Origin of the sequence: Butyrivibrio sp. MB2005, from assembly GCF_000424285.1 — a bacterium.
Taxonomy (GTDB): domain Bacteria; phylum Bacillota; class Clostridia; order Lachnospirales; family Lachnospiraceae; genus Butyrivibrio.
Genome location: NZ_AUJP01000017.1, coordinates 1 through 19,682, shown reverse-complemented (window position 1 = coordinate 19,682; position 19,682 = coordinate 1). Strand labels below are relative to the sequence as shown.

Sequence of the window (19,682 nt, the reverse complement as noted above, 5' to 3'; positions counted from 1 at the left end):
CGGAGGGGAAGACTATGATGAAGACAAGAAAAGCGAATTCTAAAGCGGGATTTACACTAGCCGAAGTACTTATTGCCGTAGCAATTATCGCGGTACTGGGTGGATTGGCTGTTGTAGGAGCTTTAAACATGGTCAAATCCTCCAGACAGAAATCTCTGGATAAAATTGCTGAGACAATATTTATCGCAGCAGACAGAAACATACAGGCAGCAGCACTTTCAGGTCATTCTGAGGAGCTGGGGGCTGATGGCGACCATAATGTCAGAAACGGAGATGAGCTTGCACAGATTGTTCTTCCCGCAGAGGCAGTAAGTGGTGATATAAACGCCGGCGACTATTATATTTCATATAAAGTCGACGGTTCTTTGTATGCAGTGCAGGAAGTATTTTATACTACCGCTGAATTCAAAAATGATTCTCTTTGGGCAACTGTGCCTAACGATTCCTTAAGAGGCAAAGAGAACAAGAACGCCAGAGACGGTAAGGTGGGCTGGTGTGGAATCAATCCGGAGAGTGCTCAGACTCTGCCTAATCAGCCCACATCAAATCCCGAGAAGATCAAGACAACTCTTAAACTAACCAACAAAGAACTTTTGGTAGCAGATATATTTATTGGTCTGCCCTCAGTAGATGAAAATCCCACACTATATTATGAAAACAACAATGAGAGACCAAGGGATGCACAGTATACTCTTACCATTACCGGTATAGATTCCGGTGCTGTGTGCGCTATAGAAGGTACCATGTCTTATAGTGCCACAAGCTTTGACCTGGAAAAACGAGGATATTATGCATCTATACCTATAGATAAACTTGAGCCAGGGCTCCAGTTCAAAAATCTTGTAAATGGTACCTATGACGTAAGTAAAGTGGATTATGTCGACAGAGTAGTTATGGATAGCTCTAACAAGCTCTTCCCGGGTGAGGATATTCTTGTTGAGCTGAGTGCTACTTGTGGCGGCGTTATTTCCATGCCATTTGAGGACTTACCGAATGGATTTACTATGTCCGCTCAGGAAAATTCGCTGTATGACACCCTCCGTTTCTTTGAAGGCGACGATGGGTCAGATCCCGGATATGACACTGTAAAAATCTCATATTGCAGACATTTGCAGAATCTTGACCGTAAATATGCCGGAATACCTGATGAATACGACCGAATTATCCATGTAGAACAGACGAAAACCCTTAACTTTACAAGAATTGGTGGCGAAGCAGATGAATATGATTACTGGAGATCTGTTTATCCTACACTGTCATATTGTCCGGTTATTAATGACAGAATAGATGTTTTTGATGGAATGGTTACCTGGAATGAAGCAGGTGGTATTACAAGTAAAGACAAGGATAATAATCCTCTTGAAGGTATCAAGAATGTAACTATAGCAAGAGATGATTCATATAATGACTGGGATGCTGAACATAAGACAAACCTGGGTATTTTTGGTAAATTCTGTGGCTCAAGCATTACTAATGTAAATCTTGAAGGAATAAAAATCTCCAAACCGAATTACGCATCCGGTGGATATACGAGAGTTGGAAACCTTGTAGGTAACATTGTTTACAGTTCTGACAGAGGAATGGGTGAAAACGATGATCATATAGTCATAAAGGACTGTGTGGTTAGCAAATCAGAAATAGAATATTCTGAGACCGGAGCTAATCAGGGTGAAATCGGCGGACTTATCGGACGAAGCAGTGCCAGATATTTTGACCTTGAAAACATAAAAGTGAACGGTCTGATAATTTATGCAGATGGTGGCAACCATGGTACCGGCACTAACCAGGGCGGTATTGTAGGTGGCCTTGGATACAGTGCAACCAGTAGCAGTGAGAGTGGCGGACAATCATATGTCACCATGAAAAATCTCCAGGTTACACAATCTGTAATTAGTGAGATCAATACAGCCGGAGGTGCCCTTGGCGGCCTTGTTGGCAGTGAAGGTGCAAAAGAACTTACTGTAGAAGATTGTAAAACAGATGGCGTAATGCTTTATTCTGCCAATAATACCGGTACCAAGAAGCTTGGTGGTCTCATAGGACACAATGGTGGCGCTGTGACCATCACCAATTGCTCTGTCGAAGTTTCTGATCAGTATGCAGGAATGTATTCTCAGGCAGGACTGGGTTCCGGCGTATCTACAGACAACGCAAAATATTATGTTTCCAGAGAAACCTCAAATACAGCAAGACCACTGGCAATTAACTCTCCTTGGATCTGGTCGACAGACACTTCCGGAGAATGTATTGCTGCAGGTTTTGTTGCATATTTTAATGGTGTAAGCGCAGATGAAACAAAAATAGAGAACAGCTTTGCTTCTACAATTATTTTGGCAGAGGGTCCGGGTAGTATAGCAGGAGGACTTGCCGGTGCCAATAATGGTAGTGGATCCAATTGTGTAAAAATGAACGAAAGCTATGCAGATTGTTACATTGGTGCAGTAACAGTTGGCGGTCTTGCAGGAAAAATCGAAGCATCCGGATCAAACCAGCCGGAGTTCACAAAATGCTATTCAGCCGGATTTGTTTTAGGAACAAATGCTGAGACTGCAGGTGGAATCTCAACAACAAAATCTACGGTTACCAATTGTCTTAGCTTATTTAACTTCGACAATATTTTTGATGATACTTTTACTGCGGTTACCTTTGATGCAAATGGATATATAAAAGGATATCCCAGTGAAACAGAACCTGCTGAGTCGCTTACTACAGTGTATCTTGTGGCAGGTCTTGAGAGTACTATCGATGAAAATACCTTCTACACCTATGGTGGAGATGGCGACTTTATAGTTGATCAGTACGATGATGAAAACATCAAATGTGATTATGCAAAAATCAAGGAGCTTGTAGAAAAGTTTGGCAAAAACAGACTTACTGCAGCAAATAATCCTGATCGAATTTTCCCTTATAAGTTTGCTCCGGCGGCTCTGTCCAGCAAGCTTAATAGTGTTGCCATGCCGGAGCTTATAAATGTTAAACATTATGGAGACTGGCTTGAAAAGCCTGAACTTTTATGGGCACGCATATTCTCTAATGGAGACGGCACATATACCATGTGCTTTGAGCGTGGTGCATGGAAAAGGAACGGCCATACCGTAGCTCCTGTTGCTCAGTGGCAGGGCAATGCTGAGGAGGGCTTCCTTAACATTGCGACCGTTCCATGGGCAGCTAATAGTGATGGATGGACCGGAAGTAATAGATCCATGATTACGAAGGTGGAATTTTCGGAGAAATTCTGCAAATCTGCAGAGCCTTTGTATACAAAGAACTGGTTTAGCGGTTTTACAGGTCTTCTTGAAATAGAAGGAATGGATTTGCTTGACACTTCGTATGTCAAGGATATGTCCTACATGTTCTACAACTGTAACAAGATAAGGATTATTGATTGTAGTGGTTTTGTTACAACATCTGTTACTGATTATCGTGAGATGTTTAGATTGTGTAGCAGGTTGACAACAGTATTTGCAACAGATGCATTTGACGTAGATAGTGGAGCAACTACCTATCTTGCTTGCTGGGATTGTCCTAGACTTGTAGGAGGAGAGGGAACTCCTTGTCAGAATCTTCAGGCAAATAATTACAGATATAACGAGGTTATGAGGGTTGATAGGGTTGTTACATCTAATGAACCTGGATATTTCACGGATATAACTAAGAGTGGAGCAGTCCTCTTGGAAAGAACAGGAGTTGAAGGAGAGTTCAGACTCCATATTTATCATGCAGTTAATGGTACATATGCCACTGATAAAGCAGCATTTATTGCTGCCGGTACGCTTGAAAAAGATCTTGGAAAAATCAATATGGGTGGATACAGAGAAGATGATGACTATCCTTGGCATTCGTATAGAGGAACGATTGTAGATGTTAAATTCCATGACAGGGATAAATATCGTCTTACATCCATGCGTAAGTGGTTTAAGAATTTTGTAAAGCTTGAGACTTTTGATGCGAATCAGCTAGAAGGTTATCCACTTACTAATTTTTCGGAAATGTTCTATGGCTGTTCATCACTCAAAGAAATAGACATGAGTAAATGGACAACTCGAAGTGTAACAACTACATCGTACATGTTCTTTGGCTGTAGCAAACTTACATCAGTTAATGTCACTGGGTGGGATACACAGAATGTGAAAGACATGAGTGGAATGTTCTATCGCTGCTCAACAATAAAGACACTTGATCTCAGGAGCTTTGATACTTCAGCTGTTACAAGCTTTAATCAGACATTCCGTGAATGTAGCAGATTACGTACTATATTTGCTACAGAAGATTTTGTTGCTAAAGATAATGCGGATTGTTACTTGATGTTCTGGGAAGATGGCAGACTTATTGGAGGAGAAGGTACAAAAGCAGTCAATATTCAGGCAAATAATTATAATTATAGACCTTACGCGAAACTTGACAGAGTCATTTCTATGGGTGTTGCCGGTTATTTAACGGATTATTCAACTTGTGGCGCCGCACTTCTAATAAAAACAGAAGTTGATGAAGAATATGAACTTCATATGTATTTTGCAGATAGAGAACATGGTGGTTCATATGAATCAGCGAAGGCAACAGCTGAAAGTAATGGATCCTTATATAAAGATCTTGGCGTATTTAACATTGCAGGTTATCGCTATGCGGACGATTATCCTTGGCATGAGTACAGAGCAAAGATAGTTTCAGCTGAGTTTCATGATAAAGATAAATATATTCTAACATCGATGATGTACTGGTTTAATGGCTTTAATAAGATGCAGTCATTTGACGGTGATCAATTGAAAAATCAGCCGCTCACAGATCTCACCAGTTTGTTCAATGGATGTTCAACGCTTACAAAGGTTGATATGCACAATTGGACTACTGAGCATCTTTATAGCACATCATATATGTTCTATGGATGTAGCAAACTTACTTCTATAGATGTATCTAATTGGGATACTTCCAGTCTTAAGGATGCAAGTGGAATGTTTTATAGATGTTCTACAATAAAACTTCTTGATCTTAGAAGCTTTAAGACTACGACGGTAACTTCATTTAATCAGATGTTCAGAGAGTGTAGCAGATTACATACGATTTTTGCTACAGATGATTTTGTTGCAACGGATAGTGCCGATTGTTGTCTCATGTTCTGGGAGGACAGTCATCTTATTGGAGGAGAAGGAACTAAGGCGGTAAATATCACGGCTAATAACTATAATTACAGGCCATACGTTAAATTGGATCGAGTAATAAGTACTGGCGTTCCGGGATATTTTACAGAGATATCTACCTGCGGTGGGGCTCTGCTTATTAAGACTGCGGTTGAAGATGAGTATGAACTTCATATGTATTATGCTGATGACTTAAATGGTGGTGGTTATAAAGCTGCTAAAGAGGAAGCAGAAAGAAATGAGACGCTTTTCATGGATCTTGGACCATTTAATATTGCTGGTTTCCGCTACGCTGAAGATTATCCATGGCATAGTTATAGAGGAAAAATAGTAAAGGCACAGTTCCATGATCTTGAGTTATATACTCTTGATTCGATGATGTATTGGTTTAGTGGCTTTAGCAAGATGCAGTCTTTTGATGCGAGCCAGTTAAAGAATGAGCCACTTACAGATTTAACAAACATGTTTTATGGATGCTCAACATTAGAGAGCATTGATATGAGTACGTGGGATACATCGAGACTTAAGACTGTATCATATATGTTCTATGGATGTAGCAAACTGAAGAATGTTAATGTAACAGGCTGGGATACAACTAGCTTAAAGGATATGAGTGGAATGTTTTATAGATGTTCCGCTATTAAAACACTTGATCTTAGAAGCTTCAAAACTGCTTCAGTAACAAGTTTTAATCAAACATTCAGAGATTGTAGTAGATTACATACAATATTTGCTACGGATGCTTTTGTTGCCGATAGTGCAGATTGCTGCCTTATGTTTTGGGAAGATTTGCGCCTTATTGGAGGAGAAGGAACAAAGGCGGTAAATATCACAGCTAATAACTATAATTACAGACCATATGCAAAGCTTGATAGAGCAGTAAGTGGTGATGAACCTGGTTATTTTACTGATTATTCAACATGTGGAGGAGCATTACTTATTAAAACCTCTACAGAAGGAGAATACGAACTTCATGTGTATTATGCTGATGAAGAAAAGGGAGGTACTTATAAACTAGCAAAGAATGATGCTGAGGAACATGGAACCTTATATGAAGATCTTGGAATATTTAATATCGCGGGATATCGCTATGCTGATGATTATCCATGGCATAGCAATAGAGCGAATATTGTAAATGCAAAATTCCATGATCTTGATAAGTATATGCTAGATTCAATGATGCATTGGTTTAGTGGTTTCACAAATATGAAGACTTTTGACGCGAGTCAGTTAAAGGATGAGCCTCTTACCGATTTGACAAACATGTTTTATGGTTGTTCATCACTAGAAAGCATAGACATGAGTACATGGGGGACATCCAGACTTAAGACTGTATCATATATGTTCTACGGTTGTAGTAAGCTTTCAAACGTTAATCTTTCAGGTTGGGATACAACTAGCTTGAAGGATATGAGTGGAATGTTCTATAGGTGTTCTACTATAAAAACAATTGATCTTAGAAGCTTTAATACAGCTACAGTAATGAGCTTTAATCAGACCTTCCGAGATTGTAGTAGATTGCGGACGATATTTGTTACTAATACTTTTGTTGCAGATAATGCGGATTGTTGTCTGATGTTTTGGGAAGATAGCCATCTTATTGGAGGAGAAGGCACAAAAGCGGTAAGTATTACTGCCAATAATTATAATTACAGACCATATGCAAAGCTTGATCGGGCTGTAAGTGATGGAGTTCCTGGATACTTTACAGATATAACAACATGCTTGGGCGCATTTTTGACGAAGACCGGAACAGATGGTGAATATGATCTTCAAATTTATTATGCTGACGGTGAGTTGGGTGGAACTTATAAAACTTCAATGACAACAGCTCAAGGAAATGGCTCTTTGTACGTGGATTTGGGCATGTTTAATGTTGCTGGATATCGTTATACTGAAGATTATCCATGGCATAGCTACAGAGGAAGTATAGCTTCTGTATATTTCCATGACCGAGATAAGTATAACCTTACATCTATGATGTATTGGTTTAACAACTTTACAAAGATGGCATCATTTGATGCAAGTCAGCTTGCAGGATATCCGTTAACAGATCTTACAGGTTTGTTTAGTGGATGTACAATATTGACAAGTCTTGATATGCATACATGGGATACATCACATGCAAAGTCTATGACTTCAATGTTCTATAACTGCAATAAGCTTGTAAATATGAATTTTACAGGTTGGGACACAACAAGTGTAACAAGCATGAACGATATGTTCTATAAATGTAGTTCGATTAAGACTTTGGACCTTAGGAGTTTTAATACAGCAAATGTAACAAATTTCTATAATATGTTCAGAGATTGTAGTGTATTGACAACAATATTTGCAACAGATGATCTTAATGGGGCAGAAAGTGCAAACTATCAATATATGTTCATTTTTGATCCTAAGCTGATAGGAGGCGAAGGAACAAAATGTGCGGACATGCATGGAACCAAAGATTATAGGAATTTTGCTAAGATCGACAAGGCAACATCAGGTACTCCCGGATACTATACAGACTATAGTAAATGTCTTGGAGCATTGCTGCAAAAGACATCAACGGTAGACGAGTATAAGCTTCATATCTATTATGCGGATAGTAGTAATGGAGGAACATATGAGGCTGCCAGAACAACAATGACAGCCGGCGGGACTCTTGAGGCTGATTTGGGAATATTTAGTTCTAGTGGTTTTAGAAATGCTGCTGATTATCCTTGGCATAGTTATAGGAATAGTATAGTAGAGGTTGAGTTCCATGATAGAGATGCATATCAACTTACATCAATGATGTATTGGTTTACCAACTTTACGAAGATGGTTTCATTTAATGGAAGCCAGCTGGCAGGGTATCCTTTAACCGATCTTACAGGATTGTTTAGCGGATGTAATGCATTAACCGATTTGGATTTGCATACATGGGATACATCGCGTGTTAAGAGTATGACGTCCTTGTTCTATAACTGTATTGCTCTTAAGTCTGTTGATGTAACAGGATGGGATACAACTAGTGTAACCAGTATGAATGACATGTTCTATAAATGCTCATCCATTAAGACATTAGATTTAAGAAGCTTCAATACAGCAAATGTAACAACCTTCTATAATGCATTTAGAGAGTGCAGTGAATTGACCACTATTTTTGCAACAGATGCCCTTAATGGATCTGAAAGTGCAAACTATCAGTATATGTTTATTTTTGATTCTAAGTTGATAGGAGGAGAAGGTACAAAATGTACTGATATGCATGGAGCTAAGGACTATAGAACGTATGCGAGAATTGATAAAGCATCAGCCGGTACACCTGGCTATTACACCGACTATAGTAAGTGCTTAGGCGCACTGTTGGAAAAGACAGGAGTTGCTGGTGAGTACAGATTAAATATTTATTTCGCTGATAGTAGCAATGGAGGAACCTATGAATCTGCTAAAACGACGATGGCGTCAGGAGGTACATTGGAAGCAGATCTGGGATTGTTTAGTGAAGGTGGATACCGTAATGCGGCTGACTATCCTTGGCATAGTTATAGAAGCAGTATTGTTGATGTGAAATTCCATGATACAGGTTCATATCAACTTGGCTCTATGATCAACTGGTTTTATGGTATGACAAAGTTGACTTTCTTTGATGGGAACCAGCTTGCAGGATATCAGCTCAAGAATCTTGAAGGCCTGTTTAATGGATGTTCTACATTGACCGGAGTGGATATGAGTACCTGGAATACTTCAAATGTTACTTCTGTTAAGGATATGTTCAAGAATTGTACTGCGCTAAGATATGTTGATGTGACAAATTGGAATACTTCAGCAATAACATCGTATGAATCAATGTTTGAGAACTGCTCGTCAATAGTCGCACTTGATCTTAGAAGCTTTAATACTGCTGCAGCAAAGAATTTTAATAATACGTTTAGGTCTTGTACGGCTCTAACAACAATATACGCTACAAATAACTTTGTTGCTCCAAGTGATGCAAGCTGTACATATACATTTTTATTATCTAATAATATAAAAGGCGGACAGGGTACAACATATACGCAGGTAACAAATTATCGTGATTATATTCGCATTGATAGAAAGCTCGAAGGAGCACCCGGATACTTTACTAACGTAGAATCATCCATACTCACCGACGGTTACCTTACACTTGTAATCACAACGCAGTCCGGTCCGTTAACGGTTTATTACTACAAGGGTGTATTCTACGCAACTCCCGCTGAGGCGGCACAGGCAGTAATTAACAATCCTTGATGAGGCATTTTACCTGGTTTTTCAGAAAGTGAGGGAAAACTATGAGAAAGAGATTTATGTGTAACATGGCAGTGGCGTTGTCATTTGGCCTCATAGTCATACAATTCTTTTCCGTAAAGGTTAATGCCGAAGAGGTGGAAGAATTTGATGATTTTCAGCAGTATGAAGAGCCGGATGAGGCTACGTTACAGGCAACAAGAGAGCTTGTGGCGCAGCTAAATGCCGGAGCAGGTAATTACGTTCTGGGCTTCACTTTTGATGTTGGAAGCGTACTTGATGAGGCTGATGAAGAAACAGTTGCGGCTATAAACGATTTCATGGACAACGCGAAAAGTACCACTGACATGGGTGACGGTATTTATGAGATTGTGGACCCTGAAGAATTCAGAGCTCTTATGGATATCGTGGCCGACAGTGAGATCAAGAAGGTATCCGCAACTCAGGATGCCAATGGTGATATGTCCAACCCGGATGAGCGTCTGTGGGCCAGAGTTTACCAATCATCAGGACAGGATAGTGATGATGCTTCCGATGATTACTTCACCATTTACTTTGAAAGAGGTCTAAGAGGTGGTCATGATGGTGAGAGATTCGAGGCAGAATATCGCGCCGAGAAAGACGAGTGTTTCCTCTTAAGTGATGATGAAAACCATCCATGGAGTGATTATGGTGACAGAGTTGAGAGAGTAGTATTTTATGGTGGCTTTGGCCAGGATGCAGCGCCTCATAATATGGCTGGCTGGTTCCAGGGATATACCAGTCTCAAGTCTGTAGAAGGACTTGGAGGCCTTAATACTTCTCAGGTTAACTCCATGGAGAGGTTATTCGCAGGATGTACATCATTGGAATCTATCAATCTGACCGGAATGTCGATTGATAATGTTACCAGTATGTGCGATATGTTTTCAGGCTGCACCGCCCTTTCATCTGTAGAGATGGATGGTAATGCCAGAAGCGTAACAGATATGAGCGGAATGTTTGCAGGATGCTCAGCGCTTTCTTCAGTCAGCATTGAATGCAATACCGAAAACGCAGAAAATATGAGCAATATGTTTTCGGGCTGCTCAGAGCTCACTTCACTTAATATGGAATGCAATACTGAAAGTGTAACAAATATGAGTAGCATGTTTGCAGGCTGCAGTTCCATAGAAAAACTGTTCCTTATGGATTTTAATACCGGTAATGTTACCGATATGACATCGATGTTTGATGGTTGCGAGGCTTTGTATGGCATTTATGTAGGTGATGGCTTTAGCACTGAGAATGTCGAAGACTCCGATAACATGTTTGCCGGCTGTGAGTTGCTGGTCGGTAGAAACGGAACAGTATGGGATGAAGATCATATTGACTGCGAATATGCAAGACTTGATGATGCCGATTATTTTGATAATGAAGATGGTACATACTCATATCTTGATGGTGATTATGGATACTTCAGAGATGATGTAGATGCAGATGAGCCTATACCTATGACCAAGGATGTTCTTGTAGATATTCCTGATGAAGAGAAAGAGGAAAAGAAGAAAGAGAAAAAGAAGAAGGAAGAGGCGAGGGAAGCAGAAGAATCTCAGGATGGATCTGACACAGAGAAACAGGAAGATGGCATAGGAGAAGAACAGGCTTCTGAAGAAGAGAATAACGGAGAATCAACAGAGGATACCGGTGAGTCCGATGAGTCAGGTGAATCCGGCGAGAATAATTCAGAAGAGAACAATTCTGAAGAGAACAATTCAGAAGAGAATAACTCAGAAGAAAATGCTTCTGAAGGGGAACATTCCGGTGAAAATAACTCAGAGGAAGGTGGCTCTGAACAGGGAGAAGCACAGGAGAGTTCATCAGAAGAAAGCGGTTCTGAAGAGAATGCTTCTGATGAAAGTGCAGATACCGGCGAAGATTCCTCATCAGAGGAAGAAAGTGCACAGGAGAGTAATGAGTCATCTGAGGAGAGCGGTTCTTCTGACGATGAAGAAAGCAGCACCGAAGAAGAGAGTAGTAATTCTGAAGATGCAATGCCTGTAAATTCTGATGAACCTGAAAATAGTGGTGAAGAGGGAGATGGCGGCAGTGGTAATGGTGATTGAAAAATTCCGAAAGAAAATTGAATCACAAAATGGTGCAACGATCGTTTTTGCTCTGGCAGTTTTTCTTGTCGCCGTAATTATCAGTTTTTCACTGGTGACAATCAGTAGTACAGCGATTAAGACGTCCGGAAAACAACTAAAAGACGAGCAGGCATATCTGGCTGTTTCTTCAGCCGCGAGGATGATTCAGAAACAGCTGGATGGTCTGTATATTGAGGTTGAGTATCCCGGAGACATTACTGGTGGAGAATCTCTTTCCGGAACTTATAAGATCAAGAGGACAGAGAGGTTAGAAGATGAAACCGGTGCAAAGTATGTAATTCGAGAGATTACAGGTGATAATCTGGTAGGCTTTGAGGCTGCTATTTTTGCCGTGATTAAGGGTGACAAATCCATGACCGAATCCATGCTTACAGTTACTTCTTCCGATGCGCCGGGGATGAAAATGAATCCGGTAAAGGTAATCATAAATGCTCCGGATGATCGGGATGATTATGGAGAGAATGGTTTTTCTGTAGTTTTTCAGGCACTGGATGAAAAGGATGATTCTGTGATTTACCAGTCCAGCCTCGATTTCTATGGATATAGTACTAACAGAGTAAAGAGAAAACCCGACAATACTGTTAAGTCGACAACAACCAGAATCAGCTGGCGTATTTACAATGATAAGACCGGAAATGTCAATGATCCGGACGAGCCTTGAGGATGAGCTATGAAACTATTTTTTCAAAAATTGAAAAATAAATCAGGGGAATCACTGATAGAAACACTGGTAGCAACACTCATAACAGTGCTCGGGATGATGATTCTTGCCGGTGCCATCACTACCGCATCAAGAGGGACTAAAGCGGCCAAAGAGCTACAGTCTTCGCTATCTACTGAGACTGGTGCTGATGATTATTCTGCCACAGTAAATGTTAGTTATGAGAGTACGACTGCATCTTTTCCGGTAAAACTGTTTAATTATTCAAGTGAAGATGATGATCCTGGTAGCGGACGTTTGTATTTTTATGAATATGAATATGGGAATGACTGATTATGATGAAACGTATGAGGGAGTTTTTGTCCAAAAAAATACGAAGTAACGGTGGTTTTTCATTGACAGAATTGTTGCTGTGCACGCTCATTATGATGCTTACTACATCTATACTTGTTGTTACCATGAGATTAGCAGCAAACCATTACGACGATATTGTTACAGACAGTGAGGCCACCATGCTCTGCAGGACTTTGTCACTGGCAATAAGAGACAAGCTGTCTTATGTTGTAAAGGTGGAGAATACCGATGATGGCATAGTATATTACAGTGCGAGCCAGAATCAGGAGTATGCTCCATTCAGTATAGTTCTGCTTACTGCTGACGACACCGAAATTGCAGCTTCAGCCGGCAATTTTGGAAGAGTTGTTATGAAATATACTGATCCGGTATCAACCAGAACCGTAAACTATAGTCTGGTAAACAAGGCATCTTATACGGATTATGGTGATGGACTTGTATCATCATGTGTTGTAGATATTCATGAGGAAGACGATAAAATCCAGTATTTTGTTGTTAATATTGGTATTTATAAAGCGAACAAAACTGATACCCCAATAATGGAGAATGAGTTTGTGGTATTTCCGATTCTTAGAGATGTTCCACAGCTATGATGGATTGTGCGCAAAAATCTTTTGAGTTAATATAGAATAAGCAACATTTAATATGCGGGGGATGACACAAAATGTATGCTTATTTCAGAACAATAGTCTTCATCTTTGGACTTATATTCGGTTCGTTTCTTAATTGCACTGCAATTCGAATTTGCAGGAAAGAGGATTTTGTAAAAGGTAAGAGCCACTGCATGTACTGCGGACACGACCTTGCTGCAATAGATCTTATTCCTGTAGTCAGCTATCTTCTTACAAAGGGAAAATGTAGATATTGCAAAGAAAAAATATCACCCAGATATCCACTTACTGAGCTTTCTTTTGGCGTAATTACACTGTCAATGTACCTTGCTGTGTTAGAGCCTTCTTTAAGACTGGCGTTCACTGTGGACGCTCATACATTAATATTGTTTTTCAGAAATCTTTTTCTTTCAGGAATCCTATTTATAATAGCGCTTACAGATCTTGAGACCTTTGAGATTCCGGATGGATGCATAATTGCCGGAATTATTACCTGGATAGTGACTGCGCCTTTCATGTCAGGAGAAGGCGTCTTTACAAAGGCATCGCTCTTATGGATTGGACATCATCTTCTGGCAGGAATTTTGATGCTCGCCATTATGCTTTTTCTGACTATGGCAATGGAGAAGTTCCTTAAAAAGGAAGCACTGGGCGGCGGAGATATTAAACTCTTTGCAATGCTGGCACTTTACCTTGGATATGCCGGAAGCTATGAGCTTATCATTTTTTCCTGCATCAGCGGACTTTTATTTGCAGCAATCAGGCGATTGCTAAAACCGGATGCTTCAAAGGCATTTCCCTTTGGCCCTGCCATAGCATTTTCCGGATATTTGCTTTTGATTTTTTCAGAAAGAATTACAAACTGGTACCTTGGGCTGCTTATGTAGAGTCGTGTTTTAGAAACAATGAATTGATGAAAGAAAAGGTTCTCGATTGATCATTGTTAAGTTAGGGGGGCTGTAGCATTAAGAAATTAGTGCGACAGCCCGCTTTTTTTGAGGTAAAATGTACTATATATATTACTAACCAGGAGGACATTATGGCAGAAGAAAGCAAAAACGCATTTTCAGATTTTATTGGGGATTTCATGAAGCGCGAGAAGGCTGACAAGCTGGAGCGTTACAGACATCTGAACAAGTTTGTGAAAAAGGGACACATCCTTTTTACAGGCTCATCACTTATGGAGCAGTTTCCTATTCAGGAGATTCTTTTAAATCACGGTATGAATCTGACAATTTATAACAGAGGCATTGGCGGATACACGATCCCTGAGATGCTTGATGCTATGAATGAGCAGATTCTTGACCTAGAGCCATCTAAGATTTTCATCAATATCGGAACCAACGACATCAGCATACCAGATGAAACCAAGGAAAAGCTCATCTCTGATTACAGACAGGTACTTACCCAGATTAAGGAAAAACTTCCGGAAACTGTGGTTTACCTTATGGCTTATTATCCTGTAAACGAGACAGTAGCAGCAAAAATGCCATGGCCCGGCGCTGACAGAGCAGCGATTTTACGCAGGGAGAGACTCCCTGAAGCCAACGCTGCAGTTAAGGCTCTCGCCGAGGAATTTGGGTACAACTATATCGACGTAAACGATGGCCTCACAGGCCCTGATGGCAAGACCAAAGAGGAGTTTTCAATCGATGGAATCCACATGTGGTCTGATGCTTATGAAGTTGTTTTTGAAAATATGAAGAAATATCTTTGATTTATGACTATTGGCGTTGTCCCCACCTGATTTGGGGACTCGCTATTTGTTATAAATGAAATTTCAGAAATCCGAGTAGGTTGCGGATTTCGTTCTAGTATGAAAGAGAAAGGTTTTGGGGGCACTTATGGAATATTATGGAAGAAAACCAAATTATAATTTTCTTCATCAAATGATGTTTGGCATGGCGGAGTTTTATAACGGGGGAGCCTTTGTCATCATCAACACTTTTTTTGCAGTATTTATGACCAAGGCTCTTGGTATGCCTGCAGCTCTTGCAGGAACAATCCCGCTTGTGGGAAAAGTATGGGATGCCATCACAGATCCCATGATGGGAAATATTACTGACAGAACCACGTCCAAATTCGGACCAAAGAGGTTCTATATTTTAATTGGTGCATTTGCTTCGTCAATCACTTTCCTTTTGTTGTGGGTAAGGGTTCCCAGCACTTCACCTGTAGTTCTTTATATCTTTTATCTGTTTATGTACTGCCTGTTTTCCACGGGCTTTACAATCCTGTTTGTTCCATATTATGGTCTGCTTCCGGACATGATGGATGATTACGCCATGCGCGCAAAGTTCTCAAACTGCCGTATGATCTGGTCAACCCTTGGTTCCATGGTATGTGGCCTTATTCCGACATTCATTATTACAGATACGCTTAACACCGGGCTGTACATGAAGTGTGCGCTTATTTTCAGCGTCCTTTTCCTGTGCACATCCCTTGTTACTTTCTTTGGCACCTGGGAAAAGAAAAAAGAGCCTATCAACACAACTCTTGCTGAGAGCTTTCCGCAGTCTGTAAGCGTCTTAAAGAGCAGATCCTTCAGGCTTTTCCTTGGGCTCTACCTCTTTGGACAGTGCGGCATGGATTTCGTTTCCGGCATGGCTGTGTACTATGTGGATGATGTCTTAAATGGCTACGGAAATGGATACTTTACTTATCTTATGGCGGTTCTTCTGGTATCACAGCTGGTGGGTATGCTTGTTTGGGGACCTGTAATGAGCAGGACATCAAAAAGAACAACCATACTTATCGGAGCTCCCATAAGGCTCCTTGGTACTTTGGGACTTCTTGCTTTTTCCTATGAAGGCGCAAATATCGTACTGATCCTTGTTTTGACGGCTCTTATCGGATTTGGTAATGCAGCTACGCTCACCAGTATTTTCGCTATCATGGCTGATATGGCTGAAGTTGACGAGCTCATTACATCCATCAGAAGACCGGGCATCGTTTCCGGCATGGCTACCTTTATCAGAAAAATCTCCGCAGGAGTATCTGCAGCTGTAATCGGAATTCTTTTATCAGCAGTTGGCTACGACGAAGTAATCGCCAACCAGGGCGGTCGCCAGTCCCTTGGCACGCAGCAGGGAATAGCTCTGATATTTATTATCTGTCCTGCGATTTTGATCACGCTTTTGTTTGTGGTTGCTGCTATTTTCCCTATCACAGGAAAAGAGTTTGCAGTCATTCAAAAAGATATCGCCCGCAGAAAAGGCGAAGAACCTTCAGTAGCATCAGATGAAGAGAAGCGAATCTGCGAGAAAGTAACAGGCTTTTCCTACGATAAACTCTGGGATATCAGGAACTCAAACAAGAAGGTTTGATTTTTGAAAAATCGTATTTCTACAAACGGTTATTTATATAAGAAGAAAGAAGGTAAAATTATGAGCTATCCTTTAATTTGGGCACACCGCGGAGCCAGTGGTTATGCACCTGAGAACACCCTTCCTGCATTCAAAATGGCTGCAGACATGAAGGCTGATGGAGTAGAGCTTGACATCCAGCTTACAAAAGATGACGTGATCGTGGTCTGCCATGACGAAACTATAGACAGAACCAGTAACGGTGCAGGCTTCATCAAGGATTACACCTATGAGGAGCTTCTTAAGTTTGATTTCTGCAATGGCAATCAGGCTTATGAAGGCGTGCACATTCCTACTATGGAAGAGGTCTTTGATCTCCTTGATCCTACAGGCCTTACCATCAACATCGAGCTAAAGACCGGGGAGATATTCTACCCTGATCTTGAGGATAAGATCGTAGAACTTACAAAGAAAAAGGGCTTTTCCGACAGAGTCATCTACTCATCCTTCAACCATTACTCTGTTATGAAGATAAAGGATATGGATCCCGACGCAAAAGTAGGCTTTCTCTACGGAGACGGTCACCTCAACATGCCCGGCTATGCTGCAGAGAATGGCGTAAATGCACTTCATCCCGCATTCTATAACCTGCAGTACCCTGATTATATGGATGATTGCAACATGTTCGAAATCGACGTAAATGTCTGGACCGTCAACAAAAAGGCAGACCTTATAAAGTGCCGCGACATGGGCGTAAATGCCGTAATTACTAACTATCCTGATAAGGCAAGGAAGATATATGAACAAGGTTAATTTTTTAGGTGAAGACAACTTCACACAGATCATGAAAACTGAGAATAAGGAGTTTCGCAAAGCCCACGTAAAACAGGGCAAGTTCAAGTCCTTTGACGGAACAACTCTCAATTACTATTTTGCTATCCCTGAAAACGCTACCAAGGTAGTAGTTTTCGTTCATGGCTTTTGTGAGTTTTTCGGAAAATACCATGAGTACGCCTGGTATCTCTACCAGGCTGGCTTTGGATTCTACTTTATAGAACAGCGCGGACACGGCTACTCTGAGGGCAAGATGAAGGAACCCGACGTAGTCTATATAGATGACTACAATACCTACGTAGAGGACCTGCGCATTTTTATGGATAAAGTAGTTGTGCCTGCAACATCAGAGAAAAAGCTGGTTCTTATCGCGCATTCAATGGGTGGCGCTGTAAGTACACTTTTTATGGAAAAGTATCCCGGGTATTTTGACAGAGCTATACTTAGTTCTCCCATGCTCAAGATGAAGTCTGTTCCTTCTAAATTTGTGATCAGTCTTATAAGCATCTACGCGACTTTATTCGGTAAGCGTAAATCCATGGGCCCCGGCCAGAAGCACTTTGATGCAAAGCCTGTTTTCGAGACCAGCAGTACCCAGTCAAAACCGCGCTACGACTATATGTTTGAGATGCGTTTAAAGGATGAACATTATCAGACCTATGGAGCAGCTATTGGGTGGGGGCTTGCAAGCTATAAGGTTTTTGACAGGATTTTCAAAAATACCACAAGGCTCACTTTGCCCATAACAGTATTCACTGCGGGGGAGGATCATCTTATCGATCCTGACGGATATAGGGAATTCGAGAGAAAGGTTCCTCAAGCAAAGATCATTAACTTCGAGAACTCAAGGCATGAGATATTCAATGCATTGGAAGAGACTCGTAATGAATACTTTAGGCAGGTATTGGAGATAATAGACAATGACTGATATTTTCGGAACTCTCGGCCCATCCTGCAGTGATAAAGCTACACTGAAAGCAATGTTCGAAGCCGGCATGACGGGAGTGAGACTTAATCTGTCCCATTCCATGCTCGCTGACAACTTAGATACCATAGATATGGTCAAAAGCGCCGCCTGGGAAGTGGGCGTAGATCCTCTTATACTTGTGGACATTCAAGGCCCGGAACTTAGGATAGGTGTATTGTCGGAGGATTTGCAGCTAAGCGAAGGTCAGGAGATTGTGATTGGAAAAGACGGGATTCCTGTGGACTCTCGGATTTTGAAGAATATTCGTCCCGGAATGGAACTGGCTTTTGATGATGGAAAGATAGCTGCAGTTGTTTCTTCGTACTCAGATGACTACGCATTGGCCACAGTAAAACGTGGCGGTGTCCTCAAGAGCCGCAAAAGCATAGCCTCAGATGATTTCAATATAGAGATGCCTACTCTGACTGAAGCTGACCATATAAATATTAAGTGTGCGGCAGAGAATGGCATAACCGGAATAATGCAGCCCTTTGTGAGAGGGAGTGAGGATGTGGCTATTCTTCGGAAGGAACTTCATCTTTGCGGTGCTGATAATATACGCATCTATGCCAAGATAGAAGACAGGCGCGGAATAGATAAGCTTTCTTCTATTATGGAAGAATGTGACGAGATCATAATCGCGAGAGGCGACCTTGGTAATGCTGTACCACTTTGGGACCTTCCCGGTATACAAAAAGACATTGCAGGAAAGTGTACTGCAGCCGGCAAACCGTTTATGGTTGTGACTCAAATGCTAGCTTCAATGGAACATAATCCTGTTCCAACCAGGGCAGAAGTCAGTGACATATTCAACGCAATCCTAGATGGGGCCTCGTCTGTAATGGTTACAGGAGAGACTGCTGTAGGCCAATTTCCGATCGAAACAATAAGGTTTTTGAAGCAAACAGTACTCAGTGCAGAGAAATATTCAAAAAAATTTTAATACTAAATCCAGTAAAATTGCGGTTTCCGAGGAAACTGCAATTTTTTTTGAAAAAAAATGAAATTTTTTGTTGACACCCATATAGGAGAGTGATATATTTAATTTCGCTGCGGCGCACGGCAAACAAACAAAAAGCCCGCGAGCCCAGTATTTAAGCACTTTGACAATGGAATAGTAATGCAACCCTGAAAATTCCAAACAGCATTGAGCAGAGCAAAATCAATCAGGGATAGCCCGTGCAAGTTTACTTGCTAAGAGCTATACATGAATGATTTTATTTTGCGAAAGCAAAAGATTGGGAAACGCGAAGCGTTTCGCAATACCGGCTCTGATCAATAACGAATATTCAGAGAACAAAACAAACCTAACAAGGTAAAAACGGACAGAACAAAGCCAAGCTTTAGTTCTGGTCAGACGAACGATCCAGTCACTTTAAGTGATTAGATAAATTTTAAACGTGAGAGTTCGATCCTGGCTCAGGATGAACGCTGGCGGCGTGCCTAACACATG

General features: G+C 41.0%; 11 protein-coding genes. All 11 read left to right on the top strand.

Annotated features, from left to right (window positions below):
- The first annotated feature begins 14 nt into the window (after nt 1–14).
- The 11 genes from G610_RS0110005 (at nt 15) to pyk (ending at nt 19,172) form a co-directional block, all read left to right on the top strand.
- Entirely contained in the window at nt 15–9,374 is a 9,360-nt protein-coding gene (locus G610_RS0110005) for a BspA family leucine-rich repeat surface protein (RefSeq protein WP_026524673.1), read from the top strand.
- 41 nt (nt 9,375–9,415) lie between these two features.
- Nucleotides 9,416–11,455, top strand: coding sequence for a BspA family leucine-rich repeat surface protein (locus tag G610_RS0110000; protein WP_026524672.1), 2,040 nt, complete (start codon nt 9,416–9,418; stop codon nt 11,453–11,455).
- A complete protein-coding gene (locus G610_RS0109995; RefSeq protein WP_026524671.1) occupies nt 11,430–12,158 on the top strand; it encodes a hypothetical protein in 729 nt (242 codons plus the stop codon). Before G610_RS0110000 ends, G610_RS0109995 begins: the two co-directional genes overlap by 26 nt.
- A 9-nt stretch (nt 12,159–12,167) precedes the next feature.
- Nucleotides 12,168–12,491 (top strand): type IV pilus modification PilV family protein, encoded by a 324-nt coding sequence (locus G610_RS0109990; RefSeq protein WP_026524670.1) that lies wholly within the window; start codon nt 12,168–12,170, stop codon nt 12,489–12,491.
- Nucleotides 12,492–12,493: 2 nt separating this feature from the next.
- Nucleotides 12,494–13,105, top strand: coding sequence for a hypothetical protein (locus G610_RS0109985; RefSeq protein WP_155830999.1), 612 nt, complete (start codon nt 12,494–12,496; stop codon nt 13,103–13,105).
- A gap of 71 nt (nt 13,106–13,176) precedes the next feature.
- A complete protein-coding gene (locus G610_RS22165) occupies nt 13,177–14,010 on the top strand; it encodes a prepilin peptidase (protein ID WP_051197919.1) in 834 nt (277 codons plus the stop codon).
- A gap of 152 nt (nt 14,011–14,162) precedes the next feature.
- On the top strand, nt 14,163–14,840 hold the full coding sequence (locus tag G610_RS0109975) for a GDSL-type esterase/lipase family protein (RefSeq protein WP_026524668.1): 678 nt from the start codon (nt 14,163–14,165) through the stop codon (nt 14,838–14,840).
- Between the two features lie 127 nt (nt 14,841–14,967).
- Nucleotides 14,968–16,449: an MFS transporter gene (locus G610_RS20465; protein ID WP_051197918.1), complete on the top strand. Its 1,482-nt coding sequence runs from the start codon at nt 14,968–14,970 to the stop codon at nt 16,447–16,449.
- A 60-nt stretch (nt 16,450–16,509) separates the two neighbouring features.
- On the top strand, nt 16,510–17,241 hold the full coding sequence (locus G610_RS0109965) for a glycerophosphodiester phosphodiesterase (protein ID WP_026524667.1): 732 nt from the start codon (nt 16,510–16,512) through the stop codon (nt 17,239–17,241).
- Nucleotides 17,228–18,190 (top strand): alpha/beta fold hydrolase, encoded by a 963-nt coding sequence (locus G610_RS20460; protein ID WP_035797350.1) that lies wholly within the window; start codon nt 17,228–17,230, stop codon nt 18,188–18,190. Before G610_RS0109965 ends, G610_RS20460 begins: the two co-directional genes overlap by 14 nt.
- Entirely contained in the window at nt 18,183–19,172 is a 990-nt protein-coding gene (gene pyk, locus G610_RS0109955; RefSeq protein ID WP_026524666.1) for a pyruvate kinase, read from the top strand. Before G610_RS20460 ends, pyk begins: the two co-directional genes overlap by 8 nt.
- The last annotated feature ends 510 nt before the right edge of the window (nt 19,173–19,682 follow it).

What these genes read in the sequence shown, in the direction of transcription:
- G610_RS0110005 (WP_026524673.1), top strand. Translation starts at nt 15, where the DNA reads ATGATGAAGACAAGAAAAGCGAATTCTAAAGCGGGATTTACACTAGCC.
- G610_RS0110000 (WP_026524672.1), top strand. Translation starts at nt 9,416, where the DNA reads ATGAGAAAGAGATTTATGTGTAACATGGCAGTGGCGTTGTCATTTGGC.
- G610_RS0109995 (WP_026524671.1), top strand. Translation starts at nt 11,430, where the DNA reads ATGGCGGCAGTGGTAATGGTGATTGAAAAATTCCGAAAGAAAATTGAA.
- G610_RS0109990 (WP_026524670.1), top strand. Translation starts at nt 12,168, where the DNA reads ATGAAACTATTTTTTCAAAAATTGAAAAATAAATCAGGGGAATCACTG.
- G610_RS0109985 (WP_155830999.1), top strand. Translation starts at nt 12,494, where the DNA reads ATGATGAAACGTATGAGGGAGTTTTTGTCCAAAAAAATACGAAGTAAC.
- G610_RS22165 (WP_051197919.1), top strand. Translation starts at nt 13,177, where the DNA reads ATGTATGCTTATTTCAGAACAATAGTCTTCATCTTTGGACTTATATTC.
- G610_RS0109975 (WP_026524668.1), top strand. Translation starts at nt 14,163, where the DNA reads ATGGCAGAAGAAAGCAAAAACGCATTTTCAGATTTTATTGGGGATTTC.
- G610_RS20465 (WP_051197918.1), top strand. Translation starts at nt 14,968, where the DNA reads ATGGAATATTATGGAAGAAAACCAAATTATAATTTTCTTCATCAAATG.
- G610_RS0109965 (WP_026524667.1), top strand. Translation starts at nt 16,510, where the DNA reads ATGAGCTATCCTTTAATTTGGGCACACCGCGGAGCCAGTGGTTATGCA.
- G610_RS20460 (WP_035797350.1), top strand. Translation starts at nt 17,228, where the DNA reads ATGAACAAGGTTAATTTTTTAGGTGAAGACAACTTCACACAGATCATG.
- pyk (WP_026524666.1), top strand. Translation starts at nt 18,183, where the DNA reads ATGACTGATATTTTCGGAACTCTCGGCCCATCCTGCAGTGATAAAGCT.